Annotated in this window: 22 protein-coding genes; 12 read left to right on the forward strand and 10 right to left on the reverse strand. The window is 68.4% G+C overall.

All coding sequences use genetic code 11. The features are described from left to right. On the forward strand, positions 1–1,211 hold a 1,211-nt coding region (locus VH499_RS06550), incomplete at its 5' end, for a sulfatase-like hydrolase/transferase (RefSeq protein ID WP_332051897.1). Positions 1,212–1,267: 56 nt separating this feature from the next. Here VH499_RS06550 and VH499_RS06555 read toward each other — a convergent pair. Together VH499_RS06555 and VH499_RS06560 are read right to left on the reverse strand one after the other, a co-directional pair. Next, positions 1,268–2,245 (reverse strand): helix-turn-helix domain-containing protein, encoded by a 978-nt coding sequence (locus VH499_RS06555; RefSeq protein WP_332051898.1) that lies wholly within the window; start codon positions 2,243–2,245, stop codon positions 1,268–1,270. Between the two features lie 51 nt (positions 2,246–2,296). Beyond that, positions 2,297–3,274: an AraC family transcriptional regulator gene (locus VH499_RS06560; protein WP_332051899.1), complete on the reverse strand. Its 978-nt coding sequence runs from the start codon at positions 3,272–3,274 to the stop codon at positions 2,297–2,299. A 516-nt stretch (positions 3,275–3,790) separates the two neighbouring features. On the opposite strand from VH499_RS06560, the gene VH499_RS06565 reads away from it, so the two are divergent. The 3 genes from VH499_RS06565 (at position 3,791) to VH499_RS06575 (ending at position 5,628) form a co-directional block, all read left to right on the forward strand. Continuing rightward, entirely contained in the window at positions 3,791–4,219 is a 429-nt protein-coding gene (locus VH499_RS06565) for a hypothetical protein (RefSeq protein ID WP_332051900.1), read from the forward strand. A 141-nt stretch (positions 4,220–4,360) separates the two neighbouring features. Further along, complete coding sequence (locus VH499_RS06570; RefSeq protein ID WP_332051901.1) at positions 4,361–5,050, forward strand: hypothetical protein; 690 nt, start codon at positions 4,361–4,363, stop codon at positions 5,048–5,050. Between the two features lie 65 nt (positions 5,051–5,115). Beyond that, positions 5,116–5,628: a c-type cytochrome gene (locus VH499_RS06575; protein WP_332051902.1), complete on the forward strand. Its 513-nt coding sequence runs from the start codon at positions 5,116–5,118 to the stop codon at positions 5,626–5,628. A 15-nt stretch (positions 5,629–5,643) separates the two neighbouring features. Here VH499_RS06575 and VH499_RS06580 read toward each other — a convergent pair whose 3' ends face one another. Together VH499_RS06580 and VH499_RS06585 are read right to left on the reverse strand one after the other, a co-directional pair. Next, a complete protein-coding gene (locus VH499_RS06580; protein WP_332051903.1) occupies positions 5,644–6,210 on the reverse strand; it encodes a hypothetical protein in 567 nt (188 codons plus the stop codon). Beyond that, a complete protein-coding gene (locus VH499_RS06585; RefSeq protein ID WP_332051904.1) occupies positions 6,207–6,785 on the reverse strand; it encodes a sigma-70 family RNA polymerase sigma factor in 579 nt (192 codons plus the stop codon). Before VH499_RS06585 ends, VH499_RS06580 begins: the two co-directional genes overlap by 4 nt. Before the next feature lie 111 nt (positions 6,786–6,896). Here VH499_RS06585 and VH499_RS06590 point away from each other — a divergent pair, with 111 nt between their 5' ends. Then, positions 6,897–7,625: an MBL fold metallo-hydrolase gene (locus VH499_RS06590; protein WP_332051905.1), complete on the forward strand. Its 729-nt coding sequence runs from the start codon at positions 6,897–6,899 to the stop codon at positions 7,623–7,625. Positions 7,626–7,897: 272 nt separating this feature from the next. Here VH499_RS06590 and VH499_RS06595 read toward each other — a convergent pair whose 3' ends face one another. The 3 genes from VH499_RS06595 to VH499_RS06605 form a co-directional block, all read right to left on the reverse strand. After that, positions 7,898–9,685, reverse strand: coding sequence for an adenylate/guanylate cyclase domain-containing protein (locus VH499_RS06595; protein ID WP_332051906.1), 1,788 nt, complete (start codon positions 9,683–9,685; stop codon positions 7,898–7,900). An 88-nt stretch (positions 9,686–9,773) separates the two neighbouring features. After that, positions 9,774–10,196 (reverse strand): hypothetical protein, encoded by a 423-nt coding sequence (locus VH499_RS06600; RefSeq protein WP_332051907.1) that lies wholly within the window; start codon positions 10,194–10,196, stop codon positions 9,774–9,776. A 638-nt stretch (positions 10,197–10,834) separates the two neighbouring features. Next, positions 10,835–11,782: an AraC family transcriptional regulator gene (locus VH499_RS06605; RefSeq protein ID WP_332051908.1), complete on the reverse strand. Its 948-nt coding sequence runs from the start codon at positions 11,780–11,782 to the stop codon at positions 10,835–10,837. Between the two features lie 135 nt (positions 11,783–11,917). Between VH499_RS06605 and VH499_RS06610 the strand changes: the two genes are divergently transcribed. Together VH499_RS06610 and VH499_RS06615 are read left to right on the forward strand one after the other, a co-directional pair. Continuing rightward, positions 11,918–12,847 (forward strand): hypothetical protein, encoded by a 930-nt coding sequence (locus VH499_RS06610; protein ID WP_332051909.1) that lies wholly within the window; start codon positions 11,918–11,920, stop codon positions 12,845–12,847. 683 nt (positions 12,848–13,530) lie between these two features. After that, positions 13,531–14,745, forward strand: a complete 1,215-nt coding sequence (locus tag VH499_RS06615; RefSeq protein ID WP_332051910.1) for a peptidoglycan-binding domain-containing protein — start codon at positions 13,531–13,533, stop codon at positions 14,743–14,745. Positions 14,746–14,753: 8 nt separating this feature from the next. On the opposite strand, the gene VH499_RS06620 is transcribed toward VH499_RS06615, so the two are convergent. Both VH499_RS06620 and VH499_RS06625 read right to left on the reverse strand, forming a co-directional pair. After that, on the reverse strand, positions 14,754–15,599 hold the full coding sequence (locus VH499_RS06620; RefSeq protein ID WP_332051911.1) for a pentapeptide repeat-containing protein: 846 nt from the start codon (positions 15,597–15,599) through the stop codon (positions 14,754–14,756). A gap of 283 nt (positions 15,600–15,882) precedes the next feature. Further along, positions 15,883–16,455, reverse strand: a complete 573-nt coding sequence (locus tag VH499_RS06625) for a hypothetical protein (RefSeq protein WP_332051912.1) — start codon at positions 16,453–16,455, stop codon at positions 15,883–15,885. A gap of 309 nt (positions 16,456–16,764) precedes the next feature. Here VH499_RS06625 and VH499_RS06630 point away from each other — a divergent pair, with 309 nt between their 5' ends. Both VH499_RS06630 and VH499_RS06635 read left to right on the forward strand, forming a co-directional pair. Further along, the gene (locus tag VH499_RS06630) at positions 16,765–16,992 is read left to right on the forward strand and encodes a hypothetical protein (protein ID WP_332051913.1); all 228 of its coding nucleotides are present in this window, start codon (positions 16,765–16,767) and stop codon (positions 16,990–16,992) included. Between the two features lie 63 nt (positions 16,993–17,055). Beyond that, positions 17,056–17,607 (forward strand): hemerythrin domain-containing protein, encoded by a 552-nt coding sequence (locus tag VH499_RS06635; protein WP_332051914.1) that lies wholly within the window; start codon positions 17,056–17,058, stop codon positions 17,605–17,607. A 61-nt stretch (positions 17,608–17,668) separates the two neighbouring features. Here the strand turns inward: VH499_RS06635 and VH499_RS06640 are convergent, their stop codons facing one another. Then, a complete protein-coding gene (locus VH499_RS06640) occupies positions 17,669–18,241 on the reverse strand; it encodes a hypothetical protein (protein ID WP_332051915.1) in 573 nt (190 codons plus the stop codon). A gap of 198 nt (positions 18,242–18,439) precedes the next feature. On the opposite strand from VH499_RS06640, the gene VH499_RS06645 reads away from it, so the two are divergent. The 3 genes from VH499_RS06645 to VH499_RS06655 form a co-directional block, all read left to right on the forward strand. Further along, complete coding sequence (locus VH499_RS06645) at positions 18,440–18,709, forward strand: hypothetical protein (protein WP_332051916.1); 270 nt, start codon at positions 18,440–18,442, stop codon at positions 18,707–18,709. A gap of 21 nt (positions 18,710–18,730) precedes the next feature. Further along, positions 18,731–18,853 (forward strand): hypothetical protein, encoded by a 123-nt coding sequence (locus VH499_RS06650; RefSeq protein ID WP_332051917.1) that lies wholly within the window; start codon positions 18,731–18,733, stop codon positions 18,851–18,853. A 120-nt stretch (positions 18,854–18,973) separates the two neighbouring features. Next, a partial coding sequence (locus tag VH499_RS06655) for a GAF domain-containing protein (RefSeq protein WP_332051918.1) occupies positions 18,974–21,252 on the forward strand: 2,279 nt, incomplete at its 3' end.

The raw sequence follows: 21,252 nt of genomic DNA on the forward strand, positions 1-21,252 counted from the left end.
ACCTCGACGCCATGTCCGATCCGTACTGGTACTCGTTTCCGATTGACGAGAAATATTACAACACCTTTGGTCCGCGCAGCCTGATCCACAGCTACGCGACCGACAAGGACGATGCGACCGTGATGCCGCGCTGGGGCAAAATCGGCAAGCAGCGGATCGTCGATGAAGGGCCTCTGCCGCCATTCCCCGACATGTCGAGCGTACCGAACATGCACGACCTGCCGTTCCTCAAGGCGAAGTACGACATGACGACGTTCGACGAGGTGCTGGTCAAGGCCTCGAGCGACTTCATGGACAAGGCCAAGAAGGACGGCAAGCCGTTCTTCGTCTGGCACAACACCACGCGCATGCACGTCTGGACGTTCCTCTCCAAGAAGTACGGTTCGATGCAGAACAGCCAGACGAACTACGGTCTCGAGGAGGCCGGCATGGCGCAGCTCGACGACAGCGTCGGCGCGCTGATGAAGCACATCGACGATATCGGCGAGGCCGACAACACCATCGTCATCTTCACCACCGACAACGGCGCTGAAGTGTTCACCTGGCCGGATGGCGGCATGACGCCGTTCAAGGACACCAAGGGCACGGTCGGCGAGGGCGGCTTCCGCGTTCCGGCGATCATCCGCTGGCCGGGCCAGATCAAGCCGGGCACGGTCGAGAACGGCATCTTCTCCGGCCTCGACTGGTTCCCCACCCTGATGGCGGCGGCCGGCAACCCGAACATCACCGACCAGCTGCTGAAGGGCGTGAAGCTCGGCGACCGCACCTACAAGAACCATCTCGACGGTTACAACCAGATGGATCTGCTCACCGGCAAGGGCCCGTCCAAGCGCCACGAGCTGTTCTACTTCGGCGGCCCGCAGCTCGGCGCCGTCCGCATGGACGACTTCAAGTTCACGTTCTTCCAGCAGCCTTATGGCTGGCCGGGAGAGAAGGTCACGACGGACATGCCGATGATGACCAACCTCCGCCAGGATCCGTTCGAGCGGACGTGGTCAATACGTGGGGAAAGCCTGAACCACATGGGCGGCGGCTACATGAACGAGTTCTTCGCCCGCGAGTTCTGGCGCTTCGTGCTGGTCCAGCAGGCCGTCGCCAAGCTGGCGCTGACCGCGGTCGACTATCCGCCGATGCAGGATCCGGCGTCGTTCAATCTCGACGCGGTCAAGAAGAAGATCGAAGAAATGATGAAGCACCACGAAGGTCAGTGAGCGATCGCCGACCGGAAGCCTTCAGCGGGAGCGCACCTCACGGTGCGCTCCCCTTTTTATTGCCGGACGTTCCGCGCCGGCATCGCGTCCAGCGGTCGGCGCAAGGACGCCGACGGCGACTCGCCGAACAGGGCACTGTACTCGACCGAGAACCGCCCGAGCTCCCAGAAACCGTGGTCGGTCGCGACCGTGGTGACCGTCGCCGCGCTCGCATCGGCCCGCAGGAGCGCGCGGCGCGCCAGATGCATCCGGCGCAGCCAGAGATAGCGCACCGGTCCCATGCCGAAGTGCTCCTGGCAGCAGGTGCGCAACGTTCGCTCCGATGCGCCGATGGCGGCACACATCTCCGCGAGGTACACCGGCTGGTATCGATTCGCCTCCAGGAAGCGCTCGAAGCGGCCGATCACCCTGGAATGCTGCCAGTCGCAGGATTTTCTTTCGGCCGCCGCGTCGCTGCTCAGGCAGGCGACCATGGCACGCACGAGCTTCTGCTCCAGCGCCCGGGCAACGCCGGCAGTTGCGAGGACGTCCGGCGAGGTTCGCGCGAGCTCGGCCGCAGCCTTGTGCAATGCCCGCAAAAGCGTCATCGCCGCCGGATCCGGTCGGGTACGATAGGTGCTTAACGGTGTCGCCAGGTCGTGGCCGGCAATGGCTTTGCCCGCCGCGGCAAGATCTTCGTGCGCGAGCGAGATGGTTGCGAGGCGGCTGGGGCCCGACGTCGAACACTGCCACTCCGCCCCCTGGCGATAGACCAGAATCTCTCCGGGTGACACTTGACGTCCGTTTGCTCCCACGGGCGCCTGGTCGTCATCGGCCAGGAATACAAGCGGCGCGCGTTCCGGATCGTTCGCCACGTTCATGATGTAGGGGAGATTGGTGTCGCTGCGCTGCATCCAGAGCCGTTGCAGATCGATGCGCGTCAATTGTCCCTGGAAATCGCCCCTGGATTTGACGAAGACTTTGGCGGTTCCCGCGCGTATGGCCGTCTCGAACCTTTCAGGATCGTCGAGATCGAAGATATCGCTCTGTGGCATATCCGCCTCCGACAGACGCCTTCGTCGCGCCGCTGCCCACAGCCAAAGGGGTCAATAGGCGACGTTCCGCGCCGGCATCGCGTCCGGCGGCCGGCGCAAGGACGCCGACGGCGATTCGCCGAACAGGCCACGGTACTCGACCGAGAACCGCCCGAGCTCCCAGAAGCCGTGGTCGGTCGCGACCATGGTGACCGTCGCCGCGCTCGCATCGGCCCGCAGGAGCGCGCGGCGCGCCAGATGCATGCGGCGCAGCCAGAGATAGCGCACCGGTCCCATGCCGAAGTGCTCCTGGCAGCAGGTGCGCAAGGTTCGCTCCGATGCGCCGATGGCGGCACACATCTCCGCGAGGTACACCGGCTGGTATCGATTCGCCTCCAGGAAGCGTTCGAAGCGGCCGATCACTCTGGAATGCTGCAAGTCACAGGACTTCCTGCCGGCCGTCCCATCGCTGCTCAGGCACATGACCATGGCGTGCACGAGCTTCTGTTCCAGCGCCCGGGCAACGCCGGCAGTTGCCAGGACGGCCGGCGATCTCTTCGCGAGCTCTCCCGCGGCCTTGTGCAACGCCCGCAAATGCGCCATCGCCGCGGGATCCGGTCTCGTCAGGTACGAGTTCGACGGCGCCGTCAGCTCGCGGCCGGTGATGGCCTTGCCCACCGCGGCCAGATCGGCGTGCGCGAGGGACATGCTGGCGAGGCGGCTGGAGCCCGATGTCCAGCTGTGCTTGGTCGCGCCCGGGCGATAGAACATGATCTCGCCGGGCGCCACTTCACGCCCGCTTTCGCCGAGCGGCGCCTGATCCGCGTCGGCAAGGAACAGGATCGGCGCGCGTTCCGGATCATTCGCCGCATTCATGATCCAGGGAAGGTCGGTGACGCTTCGCTGCATCCAGAGCCGCTGCAGATCGATGCGCGTCAATTGCGCATGGAAGTCGCCCCTCGATTTGACGAAGACCTCGTAGGTTCCCGCGCGTATGGCCGCCTGGAACCTTTCCGGATCCTCGAATGTGAAGATGTGGCTCCGTGGCATGTCCGCCCCCCGACAGATGCCTGACCGACCTACTGCGACAACCAACGGTAAACACGCAACCGAGGTCAAGTGTGGGGATTGCAACCGACCGTGGCAAGGCCCGCCGCCCGTCCCGGGGCCATTCCCTCAGTGAGGCCGGTTGTCGTCGCCATGGTCGTGCGTGGCGTATTGACCGTCGGCGCCCGGCATGTTCTTGCATCCCGTCCCGAGGACGAGTGCAAGCAGCACGACAACGGCGGCGACCACTCCCGTCGCGGACGCTCTGCCGGCCCGACCGCCAGGCCTTCGCCGGTCGCCCATGGCCTCGCTCCCCTCCTCCGAACGCGATCACTCACAGGCGACCACGCACAACGCCCGCCGATGCGGCGGCCGATCGAGTCTGCCGAACGAGGCTCGCGTTGCGCACCACACGATTGCGTGACGGCTGCAGAACCGTCGCTCGCCGCCGCCCCGGGGCAACGGCCAGCCCCGCGCGATCGTTGTCCCTATGGCGGGGATCGCGCGAAGGAGCCCGGCATGGCGAGCGACGGCGATCACGGACGGCCGACGAACGATCTTCCCGACGGTGCGATCGCCTATCGCGAGTACGAGGTGCCGATGCCCGACGGCACGACGGCGAACCTTGCCTTTACGCTCGGCGACATGACGGCGGATTCCATTCCAGCCGAGTTCGCGCGGCGCCAGGGAGCGCTCGCCTACGGGCTGGTATCGGTGATCGACGTGCCCGGCGCGCCGCGCCATGCGCTGATCTGGCTGCAGGGGCGGACCCCGCTCGCGCTCACCGTGGCGGACGAGGACAGCGATCTCGGCGAACCGCTGCAGCAGGCCATCGCCCGCTGCATGGCGGTGTTCTTCGCCGACATCGCGCCGGTCGCCCCGCAAATTGCGGCGCTGCAACTCAAGCTGCCGGAGCCGGCCAACGATACCTCGCCCGACCGGACGTGATCCTGCCCGGTTCGCCGCGCCTTTCGCGAGGCCATGCCCGTCCGAAAGCGGTTCTTCGACCGGCTTGGCGGCGCGGGCGAGGATGATAAGCTGCAACGGGGGTGCGCTCGCAGGAAGCACGAGGGAGATCGGGGAGCGCTCATGAGGCTGGTTCTGTTGATCGCGGCGCTCGTGCTGGGCGTCGTGGCCGGGGTCGCGTTGGTCCGCCACTGCGATTCGCCGAGCTGGGACGGCTGCGCGGCCTACCTCACGCCCGAGCGCATCACGGCCTACGCCGTCGTCGTGCTCGCCGTTCTCACGCTGATCCTCGCCCATGCCGCCTGGCGCTCGGCGGAGGCGGCGAAACGGAGCGCGGCCGTGCTGCCGCAGCTCGAGCGCGCCTATCTCTTCGAGACGGTCGCGATGAAGGCGACGTTCGGCGAGGTCGCGATGCAGGTCGAGCTCGGCGAGAAGCCGGTGCTCGGCTACATCGTCACGCTCACCAACTACGGCCGCACGCCGGCGCTCGTGCGCCGCCTCTGCTGCGGCGCCGACCACGCCCCGCCGATGCCCGCCGAGTCGGCCTATCCGCGCCTCGAGACCGGGTCCGAGCTGGTCCTGATGCCGGGCCAGCGCCACGTCGTCGAGGTCAGCGACCCGGGCGCCGTCGATGCCGAGCTGGTGGCCGAGGTCCATCGCGGCAACGTCTATCCCAAGCTCTACGGCGTGGTCGCCTACGACGACATCTTCGGCGAGCCGCACGCGACCGCCTGGCACTGGGCCTACAACGGCAAGGACGAAACGTTCAAGCCGTTCCCCTGGAAGGGCCGCCGTGCGAACTACCGGCGGTGAACACGGGTGAAGAGGTGGTCGAAGCGCCTGGATGGTTCAATGTGCAAGGACGAGGGGAGATGAAGATGATCCGACAAAAGCTCGCGGCGGCATTGATCGCCACAGGCCTGGCGGGCGTGCCGATCGCGGCCGCGCACGCCGCCGATCCGCCGGCCAGGCGCGGCGAGTACCTGGTCAATGTCGCCGGCTGCAACGACTGCCACACGCCGGGCTATTTCCTCGGCAAGCCCGACATGGCGCGCTACCTCGGCGGCTCGGATGTCGGCTTCGAGCTGCCCGGCCTCGGCGTCTTCCACGGGCCCAACCTGACGCCCGACAAGGAAACCGGTCTCGGCGGCTGGACCGATGCCCAGATCGCCACCGCGCTGCAGACCGGCAAGCGGCCGGACGGCCGCATGCTCGCTCCCATCATGCCCTGGCACGCCTTCGCCAAGCTCACCAAGCAGGATATCGACGCCATCGTCGCCTTCCTGCGCAGCATTCCGAGCGTGAAGAACAAGGTTCCAGGGCCCTTCGGCCCCGGCGAGACGCCCACCGGCTTCGTGATGAAGATCGTGCCGCCCGCGCCGGCCAAGTGACGGATCTGTCGGACTTCAGCCGTATGGCCGGTGGACGAAGGTGTAGTCGCCGAGCGGGCGGTCACCGCCCGCCTCCACGGAAATCAGCCGCACCCGGTGGCGATGGGCGGGCGCCTGGCGCAGCACCGCGAGTCTGGGGATCAGCACGACCTCGCCGGAGGCGGCATCGAACGGGACGTCCTCGACCCTGTCCTCGCCCTCGCCGAACGGCCGCGTCGAGACGAGGTCGAGCCGATGCACGCCGGCGAGCGGCGCCTCGAGACGGGAAAGCACCACATCGTCCTGCGGCGCCACGCTGCAGTTCACGCTGCCGTTACAGGGCACGCGGTATTCGCGCAGGCGCAGGCTGCGCGCGGCGAGATGCTGGACGAATGCCGGCGTGACGACGGCGTATATCCTGCCGGCGTGAAAGACGTCGCGGATGCCCCGTCCCAGCGCGGCCAGCTCCGCCAGCTTCGCGCTGCATTCGCCACAGGCAAGAAGATGCTCGTCCACCGAATCGCTTGCCTCCGGCTCGAGCTCGTCGAGCCAATATTGCAGTAGCGTATCGAGCTCGATGGGTGCGGCGCAGCCGGAGGTCATGGCAGCTCCTCCCCGCCGCTGACGCAGTCGCGCAAATGGGCGAGTCCGCGATGGCGGATCACCCGCACGTTCGCGGGTGTGAGGCCGAGCGCCGCGCCGACGGCCTGCGCGGACTTCTCCTCGTAGAAGGTCATCAGCAGCACCGTGCGTTCGCGCGCGGACAGCCGCTCGATGCAGGCGGCGAGCCGATCCTGGTCGAGGCGCGGCGCGACCGAGGGGTCGGCCAACGGCAGGTCCTGCGCGTACCGTTGCAGCAGGCGCTCGCGCCGCGTGTGGCCGCGCCGCAGCTCCATGACGGCGAGCCGGCAGATCCCCAGCACGAACGCGCCGATCTTGTCGGGCTCACGGACCTTGCAGGCGCGCAATTGCTCGATCGTCAGGATCATCACCTGTTGCACCAGATCGGCCGCGGCCTGTTCCTCGCGCAGATGCCGCAAGCCGTAGAGACGCACGCGGGGCGCGAGGCGCCGGAAGAGCTCGGCTTCGGCCTCGCGCGCCGAGCCTGGACCCGCCCCGAGGATCAGGCGGGCCAGATCGGCCTCCGATGCCGTCCGCGCGTCGGACAGGCTGTCCATGCGCCGCAGCATACGGGCGGAGCCGGCGGCAAGGAAGTGTAACGATCGGCCGCGTCGTTACACTTGCTCGCATCCACCCAGTTCACGTCCACCCATGTTCGGGAGAGAACAATGATCACCAACCAGGCGGCCGGCACCACCCTTGAGGAGATCGCGGCAGGCATCTACCGCATCAGCACTCCGGTCGACATCCCGGGCGGCAAGTTCAACTTCAATCAGTACCTGATCGACGACGACGCCCCGCTCGTCTTCCACACCGGGCCGCGCCGCATGTTCCCACTGGTGCGCGAGGCGATCGAGCGCGTGATGCCGGTCGCGCGGCTGCGTTACGTGAGCTTCTCCCACTTCGAGGCCGACGAATGCGGGGCGCTCAACGAGTTCCTCGCCGCGGCGCCACAGGCGGAGCCTTTATGCAGCAAGATCGCCGCGCTGGTCTCGGTGAACGACGTGGCCGACCGCCCGGCACGCACGCTGGCAGACGGCGAGGCCCTGTCATTGGGCATCCACCGCCTGCGCTGGTTCGATACGCCGCATCTGCCGCACGCGTGGGAATGCGGGCTGATGATGGAAGACCATACCGGCACCTTTTTCTGCGGCGACCTCTTCACCCAGGGCGGCGACGGCGGACCGGCAGTGACGGAGGCCGACATCCTGGGGCCCAGCGAGGCCTTCCGCAGTCACATGGACTACTTCGCCCATGCGCCAACCACGGGCGGGCTCCTCTCACGACTTGCCGACGAGAGGCCGAGCGTTCTCGCCTGCATGCACGGAAGCGCCTTTCGCGGCGATGGCCGCGCTCTGCTGCTGGCCCTGCAGGACTCGCTCGGCAAACCGCACTGACAGCGGCTGCTTGTTCCCGCCGGGCCGCCCCCTACAGTCACGACGACCGCGTGTCGCTGGGAAGGGGAACGGTGTCCACCACAGTGTTCGGGTCGTTCGGCGACTACCAGAAGGACGGCATCGAGATTGTGAGCGGCGATCCGACCCGGCGGCGACACGTCAAGCCGATGGGTCACCTGTCGACTTGACGGGTTGCCCGTCTCGTCACCACTTCCGGGTCTCGAAGTTGCGCGGCGGCAAGCGGTGCCCGGCTGCCGGCGGTGATATTCGGGTCAGCTATCCGGCAACCCGGCACGACGGAGGCTCTGGACGTAGCGGTCGAGGTCCTCCGGCCGCTTGAGCGGCAGCTGCGCGCGCGTGGCGGCGACCGTGGCGCCCGGCACGAGGCGCAGGTAGTCGGCCAGGGCCGCTTTCGCCTCGTCGAGGCGGCCGAGTTCGCTGAGACAGGCCGCGCGCAGGCGAAAGACGCCGGGCACGCTGGCGTTCTCGCGCAGCGATCGTTCGCCCGAGGCCAGCGCCTGCTCGTAGCGGCCGGCCACGAACAGCGCGAAAGCCGTCAGGTAGTGCCAGAGGAAATTGAACTGGTCGCGCGGGCTGAGCCGCAGCGCCTCCTCGAACGACGGCACGGCCTCGTCGCCGCGGCCGGCCGAGGCCAGTGCCAGACCGAGATTGCCGTGCGCCCAGGTGAAGTTGGGATTGAGATCGATCGCCGTCCTCAGTCGCGCGATGGCGTCGTCGGTGCGTCCCATGAACACCTCGCAGGCGGCAAGCGCGGTCTGTGAGACGGCGTCGCGCGAATCGAGCGCCACCGCCTGGCTCGCCGACTGCCAGGCCGCCAGCACCGCCTGCGGGGTCGAGGCACACCAGCCGTAGGTGACTGCGTAGAGTTGGGCGAAGGCTGCGATGTTGAAGCCGAGCGTCGCGCCCGGATCGAGCGCCGTCGCCTGCATCGCCAGACGCAACGCCTCGGCATTGTCCTCCTTGACGAGGCGCGCGAGATGCCATTGCGCGCGCATGGCGCACTCCCAGGCGCCGAGCGATCTGGGGTCGAGCCGGCGCACGCGCTGCATCTCCGCCTCGAGCAATTCGGGCGCCACGGTGCCGACGATGCTGCGCGTGATCTCGTCCTGGACGGCGAACAGGTCGGCGAGCTCGCGGTCGTAGCGTTCGGCCCAGATGTGGCTCGCCCGCTCGGCCTCGATGAGCTGGGCCGTGATGCGCACTCGATCGCCGGCGCGGCGCACGCTGCCCTCCAGCACGTAGCGCACGCCGAGTTCGCGGCCGATGCGGCCGATGTCGCGCGCCCGCCCCTTGTAGGCGAAGCTCGAATTGCGGGCGATGACGAAGATGCCGTGGTGGCGCGACAGGCTCGCGATGATGTCCTCGGTGATGCCGTCGGAGAAATACTCCTGTCCCGGATCGCCCGACATGTTGTCGAACGCGAGCACGGCGATCGAGGGCTTGTCGGGCAGCGACATCGGCGGTGTGGAAGCAGGTGCCGGCGCGGTCTCGCGCGCGGGCCAGTCGGCGGCCTTCCAGGCCACCTCGAACGCCTGCACCGGCTGGGCGATGTTCCTGAGCGCAAGCGCGCCGCGATCATGCAGTGCGATCGCAAGCTTGCCGGCCATCGCGTCATGCACGGCACGGGACAGCAGAATGCCGCCTTCGGGCGCCAGACCCTCCAGCCGCGCGGCGATGTTGACGCCATCGCCATAAAGATCGTCGCCCTCGACGATGAGATCGCCGAGATGAACGCCGATCCGGAACACCATGCGGTCGTCCCCGCCTCGATCGCCGTTGCCGTCGGCGATCGCCTGCTGGAACTCGACGGCTGCGCGCACCGCATCGACCGCGCTCTTGAACTCGGCCAGCGCGCCGTCGCCGGTGAGCTTGACCAGCCGACCGCCGTTCCTGGCCAGCGCCGGCTCGAAGTGGCGCCGACGCAACTCCTTCAGACGCTCGAGCGTGCCGCTCTCGTCGCGCTCCATCAGGCGCGAGTAGCCGACGACATCGGCCGCCATGATCGCGGCCAGCCTGCGCTGCTCCCGGGCCAACAGCACCCCCTTTGGTGCAACGATCTTCGCCGCGACAATGGCCGGCGACCAAGCCCTGAACCACGTGGCCGGCCTCGTGCCGGCCGATCGTCCGCTACCTCGTCTGCTTCGCGAAGGTGAACTTGCAGCGCCGCTCGCCGAGGCGGTCGCCCGTGCCCTGCGTGGCGGCGAATTTGGCGGCGACCTTGTAGTAGATGCGCGCGCCCTTCTGGGCGAAGTGGACGTTGTAGTCGGAGTTTTCCGAAACGCCCTGCCCGGTCAGCGTGGCCGTGCCGTCGGGCCGCACGTCGCCCTCGAGCGTGAACTGCGATTGCTCGCTTCCCCGGATCGTCCCGCGATGACCGACGAGATGACCGTTGGCAATGGTGACGTCGTAGCGCCAGGTGTAGCCGCGCCCACCCTCCTTGCTCGCGTCGCAGACCTCGACGACCGACCACGTGCCGTCGAACGACGCCGCCGCCGCGAGCGCCGGGCCCAGCACGATCGCCGCAAGGATGGCCCCCGGAATCCTCCCCATGATCGCGAGCCTAGCGCAGCCCGCGAGGAAGCGTAACCGGCCGGCGGGCCGGCGAGGGCTGACTGGACGGCCGCGGCGTTCGAGAAGCCGCGGCCGCCCAGCGCCTCAGACCGGCTGGCTGCGGCATCCACCACAATGCGCGCCGCCGGCCCTGCTGCCTTAGCAAGAGCCGGCGGGCGCCGTGCGGCAGTTAAGGTATCAGTTGTAGATCGAGAAAATTTCGGTGACAGGGAAGAGAGTTGCCGCACGAAGCAGCGTCCGGTCCGTGACTGCGATGGGCAAAGCGCTGGCAAATGGGCGTTTTGTGGCGCTCCCGGCCGGCCGATCCGACCTTCCAGATCGCCGATCCACGCATATCTCTCCGCAACCCGGCCGGTTGTTTTCAAGCAAATAGGGATCAACCCTCAAGCAAGATATGCAAAGTTGCAGATCACGGGCGGCGGCGTCCGATGCTATTAAGGTGGTCGTAAGTTCTCAAGCCCGCCAGCGGTCACCCAGCCGCATATCGAAGCCCCTTCCCACACACCCACAGGCTTCGAGTTGGCGAGCTCCACAAGGAAGGCCGGTCGTCCCCAAGCGACCGGCCTTTCCTCGTTTCAGGATCTCCGCTCGGCGCGCGAGGCAAGGAAGCTCGGCAGCTAGCCTTGCCGGCGGCGCCAGGTTGCGGGCGGAGCGCCGAACGCCTTCTTGAAGGCGCGCGAGAACGCCGCCTCGGACTCGTAGCCCACGCTTTCGGCGATCTCGGCAAGCGACGCCTGCGAGCCGCGCAGCTTGCGCGCGGCGAGCTGCATGCGGCACTGGGCGAGATAGTGCATCGGCGGCGCGCCGATCAGGCGCGTGAACCTGTCGGCCAGCGCCGACCGCGACAGGCCGATCTCGCGGCCGAGCCCGTCCAGCGTCCAGTCGCGCGCGCAATCGCGGTGCAGCAGGGCGAGCGTGCGCGCGACGTGCGGATCGCGCAGACCGGCGAGCCACCCCGTCTCGTCGGCCGGCAGGCTTTCGACGTGACGTCGAACCGCCTCGACGAACAGCAGTTCGGACAGCCTGGCCAGCACGGCCTCGGACCCCGGACGGCCGGCGCCGACCTCGTCCGCGGCGTAGCGGAAGGTCGAGCGGATCCAGTCTGCGCCGTCGCTGCGCTCGACGTCGAGCCGCAGCGATTTCGGCAGCGCCGAGATCACCGGATGGCCGTCGCAGGCGAGGAAGCCGCAGATCATGCGCGCGCTCCTGCCCATGCCGCCGTGCCGGATCGAGGCCAGCCCACCGGACAAGGAAGGCTCGATGACTTCGCTCGCCCTGACCGGCGGCAGGGCGAGATCGCTGCCCATGACGTGCAGGTCGTTGCGCGGCAGCAGAACGATCTCGCCGGCGCGCAGCGCCACCGCCTCGCCGCCATCGACCTGCATGTGGATGGGGCCCTCGGCGACGAAGTGATAGGGGATCAGGTGAGTGCTCGGTCCCAGCATCGGGCCGCAATGCTCGCGCGTGACGCTGACCGCAATGCACCAGGGGTCGTTGAACTGGGCGTGGAGGAACACGCCGCCGTTCAGGTGCACCTCGCGCAGGACTTCCGAAAGCGCGTCCATCCGCTCCCCGCAGTCGATTCGGCAGATCGATCATAACTCCCGGCAGCCCGGTCATACACCGGCGGACCGGTTGGTCCTACATCACGGCCGCGACCGAAGACCGGTCGCACCAACCGAACACCAGGAGCAGGTGCCATGACCGCCATGACGACCATTCCCGCCCACGACGTCTATGCCCGCTGCATCGGCGCCTCCCGGCGCGTGCGCTGGGACCTCGAGCAGGACGTGATTCGCGGCCGCAGCTTCGACCGGGCGCACAAATATCTGCCCGACGGCCTGTCGCTCGCCGCCGGCTTCGCCGGCCTGTCGGAGGACGAAAGACGCCTCGTCAGCCAGATCCAGGGCCGCACCTACGCCAACCTGTTCGGCCTCGCCGAGCGCTTCATCAACGCCAAGGTGCTCGAGCTGAGCCGCGACCACTGGTTCGGCGATCAGGTGGCACTCGAGGCGCTGGTGCGGTTCAGCGACGAGGAGCTGAAGCATCAGGCGCTGTTCCGGCGCATCGAAGCCCTGGTCGGCGAATCGATGCCCGCCGGCTATCGCTTCGACTTCGACCCCGACGCGATCGCCGCCGTCGTGCTCGGCAAGAGCACCTGGGCGGTGCTCGCGCTCACCTTGCACATCGAGCTGTTCACGCAATCGCACTACGTGCAGAGCATCGCCGACAGCGAGATCTCGCCGCTGTTCAAGGACGTCTTCCTGTACCACTGGAAGGAAGAGAGCCAGCACGCGATCCTCGACGAACTGGAATGGAAGCGCTGCGACGCGGGCCTCGCTCCCGGGCAACGCGACCGCGCGGTCGACGATTTCATCGATCTGGTCGGCGCGGTCGACGATATCCTGCGATCGCAGGCGGCGGCGGACGCCGACTATTTCGCCGCCAACGCCGGGAGCGCCGTCGACCCTGCGCGGGCACAGACGCTCCGCGAGGGCTTCCTCAAGGCCTATCGCTGGCAGTTCATTCTCTCGGGCGCACGGCATGCCCATTTCGGCAAGGTGCTGTCGGGCCTGATCACGGACCAGCAGCGCGCCCGCATCCAGGCCGCCCTGGCGCCGCTGAGCTAGGGTCGCGGCGATGAGAGCGACGGCACGATCGCAGGGCCGGGCATTCGCCGGCCCTGCGATCGGGGCTCCGGCGGCCTCGCCGATTGTATCAATTGTTGCCGCGAGGGTTCGCAGGAGCGGAAGACCGCCCGACCCGGCACGATCCGGGGCGGCACGCGCGGCCGTCAGGGCAAACGGCTGAAAACAAGCGATAATTTGACGGTACACGGCCAAGTTTCAGCCCTTCTCACCGTTCGCGCGCGCATATCTCTGCTGCACTTGCACTCGCATTTTCAAGGAAATAGCGCGCTGGCCTCATCCGAGATATGCAAAGTTGCAGATCACGATCGGCGCCCGCCGGTGTTATTAAGGTGGTCATAGTTTCGCGTTCATTTCGTCGTTCATTTTCTTGAAAGGTATCCTGACCCACGACGACACCTTGAAGGTGCGTCACCCACACACCCAGAGTTTCCAAGCCCGCCAGCGGTCACCCAACCGCATATCGAAGCCCCTTCCCACACACCCACAGGTCTTCGAGTTGGCGAGCTCGACAAGGAAGGCCGGTCGTCCCCAAGCGACCGGCCTTTCGCGTTTCAGGCGGGCGTTTGTGCGGCGGCCGCCGTTCGGTCGCAGATTGATCACCGAAGCGCCCTTGTCTTGCGCAATTCGATGGAAACATTCGAGCGCTGCAATCAGGTGAGGCAATGACGGGGAATCGAACGACAGGCACCGGTACGGCTGCGGGTCCAGGGCCCGGCACACAGCCGCCGCGCCGCCCGCCGCCGTTCGGCAGCGAGCGTCCGATCCGCCGGCCGACTCCCGAGGAGATCGACCGCCGCGGCGACGAGATCTTCCAGCAGTCGATCGCCGATCTCTCGCGCCGCCTTGCCGCGCAGGCGGCGCAGCAGGCGACTGCCGATCCGCGCGCCGAGGCGGAGAAGCGCCGCGCCGCCCTGCTCGCCTACAATCTGGCGCGCAAGCGGCGGCTGAAGATGGCGGGCGGCGCCGGCGGCCTCGCACTCGCCGCCGGCTGCGTCGCCTGGTTCGTGGTGTCGATCGGCACCTCCTCGCCCGAGGACACGGCGAGCGCGAGTGCCGCGCCGGCTGCGACCAGGATCGAGACTGCGAGCCTCGCGCCCTCGCCCGCGACGTCCGCTCCCGCGCCCGCGGCGGCTCCATCGGCACCTGCCGCGTCGTCACCACCGACGGTTCCTCCGGCAGCGGCTGTACCATCGACAGCGGCTGCGCCATCCATGTCGGCTGCGCCGGACCCGTCACCTGCGCCATCGGCATCGGCTGCACCATCGACAACAGGCGCTCCAGCGACATTGCCGCCGGCTCTTCCATCGCCGGCAACGCCTGCGCCGTCCGCCGCAGCGCCCCCACCGTCTCAGCCCGCGGACGCGCCGTCGTCAGCGCCCGCCGCCGTCGCGACGCAGAGCCCGCCCTTGCCGGCCCGGGCCGCGCCGCGACCGCCGTCGCCCCCGCCCGGCGTGGTCTCGGCGCGTGCCGAAGCGGATGCCGGCGTGGCCGCGCGCGGGCAGGCATCGCCCGACACGGCGAGCGATTCGGCTCCGGCGCCGGACGGTGCGCCGCTGCAGCGCGCGGAGATCCGCGAGGTCCAGACCAAGCTCTATACCTTCGGCTTCAATCCCGGCCCGATCGATGGCGCGCCCGGACCGATGACCGACAGCGCGGCCAAGCAGTATCGGGTGGACCGCGGCCTGCCGCAGACCGGCGCCGTCGACCGCGCGCTGCTCGAGCAATTGCGCCAGGACCCGACGCCGCCGGTGGCCCAGGCGCCGCCGCCCGTGCGCCGTCACGCGACCCGTGCCTACGTCCAGCGCAACGATCCGTTCGAGCCCCTGCGCCAGGCGGGCGACCGCTTCAGCCGCTGGCTGCAATCGCTCGGCCGCTGAAGGCCAGCCTATTCGGGACGCACGTCGACGCCGAGTTGCCGCAGGATCTCCGACTGCTCGCTCTCGCTGATCGTCAGGCCGGCATGGTCGGACAGCACCGCCAGATTCAGGCCCGACAGCCGCGAGCCCCGCAGGTCCGCGTTGCGCAGCCGGGCGCGGTCCCATTCGGCCCGATCGAGCGTGCACGCCAGCATCGTGGCATCGCTCAGGTCGCTGTCGATGAACGACGCCTCCGAGAACCTGCAGGACAGGAACTCGCAGCCCTGCAGGTGCAGTCCCGACAAATCGGCGAAGCTCAGGTTGCACTTGTCGAAGGAGGCCTTCGTCATCGCGGCCCGCCTGGAGAGCGCCCGGGTGAAGGTCGAGCGGTCGAAGCGGGCGCCGCGGAAGCTGCATTCGGCGGCGCGAACGTTGTAGAGGTCGCAGCGCTCGAAGCAGGTCGTCGCCAGGTTGCTCTTGACGATTTCCACCGCCTGCAGGTCACAGAAGGCGAAGGTGCATCCCTTCTTGCGCTGCACGTCGAACAGGGAGCAGCCCTCGAGGCGCGCATCGGCCAGCTTGCAGCTCGCGAACCGCGTCGGCTCGAACTTGCAGTCCTTGAATTTCGCCGCCGAGAAATCGGCGCCGCGGATCATCGGCACCGAGAACAGGCAGCGCTCGAAGCGGCTCTCGGTGAAGTCGAGATCGTCGAAGGCCAGCGGTTCGGCAAAGCGGATACCGCCGAAGGTGCGGCCTGCCTCCGCCATCGCCGACACTTCGTCCTGGGCGAGCGCGCGATAGGCGGTGTCCTCGCCGGCCCTGTGATCATCTGCCGGGCTGCCGTCGCCCGCGCCGGTAGCCGTCGGCCGCCGCAATGGTGCACGTCCTTTCACCGGAAAGAGGCAGGATGCCCAATGTCGTCCTGCCGGACAATCACGGGCGACGCCGGACGGCAGGACGTTCGATCGCCTCTCGCGATCGCTGGCGGCGCGAAAGCGTTCCACAGGAAATTGCCGGCCGGCGGTTGCAACGCTCGCCGCGGAGGGTCTCAAATCGAGCCAACACCGCGAAGACGGACGCGGCGCGACCCCTCCTCCCTCACCCCGCGCCGCTGACCAGCCAGCATTTGCGCCTGAGAGCCCGAAGACGTTCGGGCTCTCATTCTTTGGGGGCAGGCGTCGACCTTGCAGCGGCTTTTGCCGGTCGCAGCGTCATTGCAGGCGGCGACCTCGCGGATTCCTGCAGCTTCGCCGAAAGCGCCGCCGCACGTCCCGCCAGCCGGGCGGCGTCGGCGCCCGCCGCCGCGAGATCCTCGCGCGTGATCCGCCGCAGCGTGATCTCGTGCATCGCCGCGGCGTCCCGGTCGGTCTTCATGCGGGCGAACCGGATCAGGCAGTGCCGCGCCTCGTCGTAGTCGGCGACATAGCCGTGCACGATGTCGTAGCGGACCGAGGACAGGCGCACGGCCCCATCCACCAGTGCGAGCATCTCGGCGCGGCAGGGCAATCCCGCCTGCCGCTTCGCCACCTTGGCGACGAAGGCGAGACAGGTCGGAAAGGTCGAAGGAAGCCGCGGCTCGATGCGGTCTCCGCCCAGCCGATGGTACAGCGTGTCGGCGATGTCGTTCAGATCGAATTCGAACAGCGCCAGATTGAGGACGACGACGCCAATCAGGGTCGAGATGCCCTGGACCCATTCCTCGCCTTCGGCTCGGGCTCGAACGGCAGACATGTCACCCACCATGCTGCTTCCGGCAGCGCCCGCGTCGGAGGTAACGCGTTTGCGCCACGGCCGGTTGCCGACGAAGAAGACTTCATCCGGCCGCTTGCGCGGGCTAGCCTCACAGGCCTGGAGACGAGGAGTGTGTGGGATCCCGTCGAACACCGGGGGCGTGTTCGACGATGTCGGCGGCGATCACGAAGCGGCAAGACCGGTCGTTCGGTCCTGTGTCCAGGCGTCGGCCGGGCGCGGTCGTGACCGACGGGCCTGCGGGCCGCACTCCGGTCGTCAATATCGCGTCGCGTGCGGACGGAGCGAGGTATGCCTGAAGAGCCGTCCCTTTATCTCTTCCAGTGTCCCCTCACGAAGATGAACGTGAAGGCATTCGCCGATGCCGCCGTCACGGCCCGCGATTGCAGGCTGCGCTGGATCGTGCCGTGCGCGGCGTGCGGCGAGGCGCATGTCGTCAACGTCGCCACCGGACGGGTGCGGGTCACCGTCGCCGCGCCGCGCGCCGAAGCGGAGGATGCCGCCCGGGCGCAGGGATAGCGGACCTCGCCTGCAACAAACTTCCCGCGCGGCCGTTGATCCCCGATCACATTGGAGGGCTGGATGGCCAGGAAGAGCATGGATGCGGTCGCGCTCCTGAAGGCGGACCACCGCAAGGTCGAGGACCTGTTCGACAAGTTCGAGAAGGCGCGCGAAGCCGAGCGCAAGAAGGCGCTGGTGGAGGAGATCTGCACCGAGCTTTGCGTGCATACCCTCCTCGAGGAGGAGATCTTCTATCCGGCCTGCCAGGGCAAGGTGGAGGACGAGGACGTCGTCCACGAGTCCTATGTCGAGCACGACGGCGCCAAGGTGCTGGTCGCCGAGCTGATGCAAAGCTCGCCCGACGACGAGTTCTACGACGCCAAGGTCTCCGTGCTTTCCGAGGAGATCAGGCACCACGTGAAGGAAGAGGAAAAGCGCGGCGAGGGGCTGTTCGCGCAGGCGAAGGCCGCCGGCCTCGACCTCGACGCGCTGGGCGAGCGGCTGATGGAGCGCAAGCAGGAACTGATGGAGCGGATCAAGTCCGACGGCCTGCCCACCATCGAGACACGATCCTTCACCGGCCACGAGCTGCGCCAGGGCCGGCCGGTCGCGAGCGCTGCCGCGGCGGACTAAAGCGGCGGCGCCTTTCGGGGCGCCGCCCAGGCCCGAGGCCAGCGTCTGGCTCCCTCCCTCTTCACAGCGCCGCCGAGCGGTCGCCGAGGACGCGGTACTGGCGCGCCTTGGCGGCGAACTCCTCGGCCAGCCGCGCCATCGCGTCGATGGCGAAGGAATCGTTGACCGCCTTGCCGAGCCGCCGGCAGCGCAGGGCCTGACCGCCGTAGAACGACGCCAGCTCGAGAAAGGTGAGCTCGACCAGCGCGTTGACCGCGCCGAGGAAGACGCGCGAGGTGTCGAGGATCGGTGTCGGACAGGCGAGAAAGGCGGTGCGCGTCCCGTCGGGGCGCTCGGCGATGGCGGCAAGGCCGCGCACGGTGCGCCGCTCCTTGATCGCGACCGCCATCGGACACTCGTCGTGCGGCAGGAACCGGCCGTCCTCGGTGTAGAGCTTCCAGGTCACGCACCAGCGGTCGCGGCCGGCGGCGGGCGTGCGGCCGGCGAGGCCGATGCAGGCCAGGTTGAACCAGGTGAGCGTGCCCGACGCGTCGGTGGCGTAGAGAGCCGTCGGCGCGCGCTCGACGTCGCGCAGCAAATCCCGGTCGGCCCGCGCAAGCGCGTCCGTCGCCGACTGGACGAGGCGTTCCGCCATTTCGATTTTATGCGCGTACATCAGGCCCGCCTTACCGGGGTTGCGGGGGGCGACAGGGGGACTGCCATTGTGGAAAAAACCCGCGCCGTGTCGAGCACGGAATGATTGGGCCGCCTCGCAACCTCCAGCCATCGACGGCGTTTGTGCAACCTCCGACGGCGCCCGCCGTTGCTCCCGGTGAACCAACCGGAGACTCGCATGAAGCCGCAAGCCGCCTTGGTCCTCGCCGCCTGCAGCCTTGGTGTTCTGGCGGCCTGCAGCGTGCACACCGAGAGGCGGGTCGTGGAGCCGCCGCCGGCCCCGCCACCGACGACGGTGTACGTTCCGACCGCCTCGCCGCCGCCACCGCCGCCGCAACCCGACACCGTGAGCCCGAGCCGCGACGAGTACGGCTTCCGCTACGACGCCAAGGGCAACCGCATCGATCGCTACGGCAACATCATCTCGCCCCATTCGACCACGCCGTAAGGCCAACTCGCGAGGATCGTCATGCCGTTCTACGGCGACATCGACGCCTACTGCCCGCCCACTCCCGCGCGTCCGGCGCTGCGCCGCGGCATGGCGGCGTGCGCCTTCTGCCTCGTGGTGATCGGCATCGCAGTGGTCCTGTAGGAAGGTCGGCGGCGTCCTGAACGACAGTGCCGCGTCCGGCCGGCCGGCCGTCGCCGGCCGCTTTGGCAGCCCCCTGAATTCGGGCTAGTGTCCCCCGCTGGTCAGGCACCTGGGGGGACTATGCCTGCCGACGCCACAGCCTCTTCACAGAGCGTACCCGACCTCCGGCAACGCATCGATGCGCTGGCCGGCGAGTTGCGCGCGCGCACCGCCGAGCGTGACGAGGCGCTGGCGCGCGAGGCCGCGATCGGCGAGATCCTGCAGGTCACCAACACCTCGGCCGGCGATCTCGCGCAGGTCCTTGGCGCGATGATCGAGAAGGCGACGCGGCTCTGCTCGGCCGCCTACGGCTACGTCTGGCTGTACGACGGGCGGCAGGCCCTGCCGGTCGCGAGCCATGCCGAGCGCGCGTTCGGCGAATGGCTGCTGCGCGAGCGCGGACCCGTGGTTCCGACCCGGGATGCCCCGCTCGGCCGCGCCCTGCTCGACCATCGCCTGATCCATGTCGTCGACGCGCACGAGGACCCCGCCTACGCGGGCCTCCCGCGGTTTCGCGAACTGGTCGACAAGGGCGGCGTGCGCACCCTGCTGCACGTTCCCCTGCGCAAGGGCAACGAACTGCTGGGCGTGATCACGGTCTACCGCCAGCAACGCCAGCCCTTCAGCGACGCAGAGATCAGGCTGCTGGAGGCGTTCGCCGAGCAGGCGGTCATTGCCATCGACAATGCGCGGCTGCTGACCGAGACGCGCGAGGCGCTCGAACGGCAGACCGCGACCGCGGAGGTGCTGCGGGTGATCTCGCAGTCGCCGACCGACGTGCAGCCGGTGCTCATCGCCATCTGCAAGGCTGCCGTGCGCCTGTGCGGTGCCGAGGACGCCGTGATCAGCCTGCGCGAGGGCAACGACCGGGTCACGGCGGCGCACGAGGGCACGCTGCGGGCCGGCGTCGGAAGCCGCCGCCCGCTCGAGCGCGACAGCGGCCACGGGCTCGCCATCCTCGACGCCCGGACGGTTCATTTTCCGGACGTTCAGGCGCTCGACCCGGTCGAGTATGCGACCGCGGTCAGGGTGGCGCAGGAGCTCGGACATCGCGCCATGCTGGCGGCCCCCTTGCTGCGTGACGGCGCCGCGATCGGATCGATCGCGCTGCGCCGTGGCGAACCCGGCGCCTTCTCGCCACGGCAGATCGAGCTGCTCGAAACCTTCGCCGCGCAGGCGGTGATCGCCATCGAGAACGTGCGGCTCTTCACCGAGCTGCGCGAGCGCACGCGCGACCTGCAGGAATCGCTCGACCACCAGACCGCGACCAGCGACGTGCTGAAGGTCATCAGCCGCTCGACCTTCGACCTGCAGTCCGTGCTCGACACGCTGTCGGTTACCGCCGCGCGCCTGTGCCTGGCCGAGCTGTCCTTCATGACCCGCCAGGAGGGCGACGAATACCGGTTCGTCACGGCGGTCGGCTCCACGCCCGAGACGACCAGGGATGCCGTCCGCCTGAAGACGGATTTTCTCGATCGCCGGACCTTCCGTGCAGGCCGCGAGTCCATCACGGGCCGGGTCGTCGCCGAGGCGCGGGCGGTGCAGATCGTCGACGTTGCCTCCGACGCCGAATATGCGCAGACCGAAATAAACACGATCGGCGGAATACGGACGTTGCTCGGGGTGCCGATGATGCGCGAAGGAACGGTCGTCGGGACGATGAGCCTGGGACGCCAGCGTGTCGAGCCGTTCACCGAAAAGCAGATCGAGCTCGTCCGGACCTTTGCCGACCAGGCGGTGATCGCGATCGAGAACGTGCGGCTCTTCACCGAGCTGCGCGACCGCACCCGCGATCTGCAGGAATCGCTCGAGCATCAGACGGCGACCAGCGACGTGCTCAAGGTCATCAGCCGGTCGACGTTCGACCTGGCGCCGGTGCTGCAGACGCTTGCCGAAACCGCGATCCGGCTGTGCGACGCCGAGATGGGCTTCATCCTGCGCAACGAGGGCGAGGCGTACCGCGCTGCCGCCTCCGTCGGCGCCTCGGCGGAGAGCACGGCAAACGCCCGCGCCTACCAGCGCTATATGGAAGACCACCCGATCCCGCCGGGCCGCGGTTCGCTCACCGGGCGGATCGCGCTGGAACGGCGGCCGGTGCAGATCGCCGACGTGCTTGCCGATCCGGAGTACCGGCTGGCCGAGGCGTCGACGCTCGGCAAGATCCGCACCCAGATCGGCGCGCCGCTGATGCGCGAGGGTGCCCTGATCGGCGTGATCATCCTGTCGCGCCGGCGGGTGGAACTCTTCACCGAACGCCAGATCGGCCTGCTCCAGACCTTCGCCGACCAGGCGGTGATCGCCATCGAGAACACCCGCCTGCTGACCGAGCAGCGCGAGGCGCTGGAGCGGCAGACGGCGAC

It is taken from the genome of Reyranella sp., from assembly GCF_036558665.1.
Taxonomy (GTDB): Bacteria; Pseudomonadota; Alphaproteobacteria; order Reyranellales; family Reyranellaceae; genus Reyranella.

Bases quoted from the DNA above. Each gene is read 5' to 3' on its own strand.
- VH499_RS06555 (WP_332051898.1), bottom strand. From the start codon at position 2,245: ATGCCACAGAGCGATATCTTCGATCTCGACGATCCTGAAAGGTTCGAG.
- VH499_RS06560 (WP_332051899.1), bottom strand. From the start codon at position 3,274: ATGCCACGGAGCCACATCTTCACATTCGAGGATCCGGAAAGGTTCCAG.
- VH499_RS06565 (WP_332051900.1), top strand. From the start codon at position 3,791: ATGGCGAGCGACGGCGATCACGGACGGCCGACGAACGATCTTCCCGAC.
- VH499_RS06570 (WP_332051901.1), top strand. From the start codon at position 4,361: ATGAGGCTGGTTCTGTTGATCGCGGCGCTCGTGCTGGGCGTCGTGGCC.
- VH499_RS06575 (WP_332051902.1), top strand. From the start codon at position 5,116: ATGATCCGACAAAAGCTCGCGGCGGCATTGATCGCCACAGGCCTGGCG.
- VH499_RS06580 (WP_332051903.1), bottom strand. From the start codon at position 6,210: ATGACCTCCGGCTGCGCCGCACCCATCGAGCTCGATACGCTACTGCAA.
- VH499_RS06585 (WP_332051904.1), bottom strand. From the start codon at position 6,785: ATGGACAGCCTGTCCGACGCGCGGACGGCATCGGAGGCCGATCTGGCC.
- VH499_RS06590 (WP_332051905.1), top strand. From the start codon at position 6,897: ATGATCACCAACCAGGCGGCCGGCACCACCCTTGAGGAGATCGCGGCA.
- VH499_RS06600 (WP_332051907.1), bottom strand. From the start codon at position 10,196: ATGGGGAGGATTCCGGGGGCCATCCTTGCGGCGATCGTGCTGGGCCCG.
- VH499_RS06605 (WP_332051908.1), bottom strand. From the start codon at position 11,782: ATGGACGCGCTTTCGGAAGTCCTGCGCGAGGTGCACCTGAACGGCGGC.
- VH499_RS06610 (WP_332051909.1), top strand. From the start codon at position 11,918: ATGACCGCCATGACGACCATTCCCGCCCACGACGTCTATGCCCGCTGC.
- VH499_RS06615 (WP_332051910.1), top strand. From the start codon at position 13,531: ATGACGGGGAATCGAACGACAGGCACCGGTACGGCTGCGGGTCCAGGG.
- VH499_RS06625 (WP_332051912.1), bottom strand. From the start codon at position 16,455: ATGTCTGCCGTTCGAGCCCGAGCCGAAGGCGAGGAATGGGTCCAGGGC.
- VH499_RS06630 (WP_332051913.1), top strand. From the start codon at position 16,765: ATGCCTGAAGAGCCGTCCCTTTATCTCTTCCAGTGTCCCCTCACGAAG.
- VH499_RS06635 (WP_332051914.1), top strand. From the start codon at position 17,056: ATGGCCAGGAAGAGCATGGATGCGGTCGCGCTCCTGAAGGCGGACCAC.
- VH499_RS06640 (WP_332051915.1), bottom strand. From the start codon at position 18,241: ATGGCGGAACGCCTCGTCCAGTCGGCGACGGACGCGCTTGCGCGGGCC.
- VH499_RS06645 (WP_332051916.1), top strand. From the start codon at position 18,440: ATGAAGCCGCAAGCCGCCTTGGTCCTCGCCGCCTGCAGCCTTGGTGTT.
- VH499_RS06650 (WP_332051917.1), top strand. From the start codon at position 18,731: ATGCCGTTCTACGGCGACATCGACGCCTACTGCCCGCCCACTCCCGCG.